The organism is Mycolicibacterium arseniciresistens (assembly GCF_030519285.1).
Classification (GTDB): Bacteria; Actinomycetota; Actinomycetes; order Mycobacteriales; family Mycobacteriaceae; genus Mycobacterium; species Mycobacterium arseniciresistens.
Map to the genome: position 1 here is coordinate 1 of NZ_JAUMSQ010000513.1, position 1,786 is coordinate 1,786.

The 1,786-nt window shown below is 69.6% G+C and carries 1 protein-coding gene and 1 pseudogene; both read right to left on the reverse strand.

Annotation, left to right across the window (positions count from 1 at the left end; all coding sequences use genetic code 11):
• Positions 1-184 precede the first annotated feature (184 nt).
• Positions 185-1,132, reverse strand: a complete 948-nt coding sequence (locus Q2100_RS31135) for a hypothetical protein (RefSeq protein ID WP_302917111.1) — start codon at positions 1,130-1,132, stop codon at positions 185-187.
• Between the two features lie 59 nt (positions 1,133-1,191).
• Positions 1,192-1,786 (reverse strand): annotated as a pseudogene (locus Q2100_RS31140) (hypothetical protein); the annotation flags it as partial.

A 1,786-nucleotide genomic window follows, 5' to 3' on the forward strand; every position in this document is an offset into this window, starting at 1 on the left:
AGCGGGCACTCCGGCGGCCAGGGTGGCGGCGGCAACCGCCGCGGTCAGTCCGGACGGACCGGCGGCGGGCGGAGCACCACTGCCGCATCGTTCTCGGCCGGGTTGTCGCGCAGCCGCTGATCGGCGACGAGCACTGACGGAAGGCCCGCGGGTAAACCGCGGGCCTTTCTCTTGGCTCAGTGGGTCAGTACTGCTCCGCGATCGCTCGGGCGACCATCCTGATGCGGTTCATGTCCAGCGAGAGGTCCACGATGTTCATCGTCGGGACCAACCGCTCACCCGCGACCTGGAATTCGGGACCGACTACGACGTCGAACACGCCACTTGCGGCGTCGCCCGCCACCCGGTGCCCGCCGATGTCGAAGTGATCTGTCGAGTAGTCGAGATGTCCCGGCCTCGAATACATCGAGGACGTGGTGACCATGTCGCTGTTGTCGAGCGTGAACGCGCACGCGCTGACCGATGAATTCGCCACATCGATGTCGACGCGGTGGGTCGGGCGCAACCGCTCGGGTGCCGCGCACGGGTCTGCGCCCGTCAGCACCGTGGTCGGGAAGTCGGTCGAACCCCATTCGGGACGTTGCGCGAATTCATGTATCGCGGTTCGCATGACCTGTTCACCGACCGCGCAGGCGTCGGCTTCAGGCGGTGCGGACGCCTGCACGATCAGCCGAGTGCTGTCGGGATACGCCGCGAGCAAGCCGCACGACCAGCTCACGAACTCCTCTCGCGGCGGGGCGTCCGGCGCCTCGAGAGCCGAGGTGACAGCGACATCGACACCGTCGATGTCGCGATGTTCTGCCCAGGCCAGCGACGCTGCCGGAGGAACCGTTGCGACGTTCACCCCGATACTGACGTCTACCTCGTCTTCTCCGTCGAGCGTGTGGGCATCGCAGCTCAGCGGCATCGTCTGCCCGTCGATCGTCAGCGGCTGACCGGCGACAGCTGATGCGCCGCCGTACAGCGCGCAGGGGTCGACGCGGCGCAACGACTGGATCACATCGAGCCGATCCTGACCGGCCGGTGCGTTCTGCGTCGGCTCCGGTGAATCCGCCGGCGTGGAATCGTCTGGCGCACACGCGGTGAGCAACGCCGCCACGACCACGGCGACTCGTAGGACGACAACCTTCACGCGCACAGCCTAAGCACGTTCAGGTGGGTGTCCTCGCACCAATCATGCGGCCGGTCCGCTCACTCGCCGGCCTGCGGCACTTCGTCGGCGGCGATCTCGCACGGTGTGGCGGCCTGCTCCGCCGCAGCGTCGTGCGGTGCCGGTGCCGGTGCCGCGGCGACGGGCTCGGCGGGTGGCGGCGGTGTCGGTGGCGGCTCGGCAGGTGGAACCTCGGCAGACGGCTCCTCGGCAACCGGCTCCTCGGCAGGTGCGACCGGCGTCGGTGTTTCGGCGCATTCCGGTGTTTCGCCGGTCACGCCGGGTGTGGAGCCCGCGGCGTCGGTGGGTGCCGGCGACCCGCCGCCGCCAGCCGGATTCACCGAACCGGCGCCGGATTCGGGTTCGCCGTCATCGTCTTCGAGCTCCGCCACGTCAGGTTCGCCGTCATCGGGTTCGGCGTCGTCCTCGTCGGGTGGCTCGAGCTCATCGAGACCTGAGAGCGCGTCACCCGACGACCCGAGCAACCCGCCGAGCATGTCGGCGAACTGCTGCCCCATCCCCGATAGCCCGGACCCCACGTCCGGCAGCCCACCCATTGCAGGCGTCGACGACGGCGCAGCGGCAGGCTCGACGGGACCCGCCGCCGATTCGGGCACCGCCGCCGCCGGCTCCACC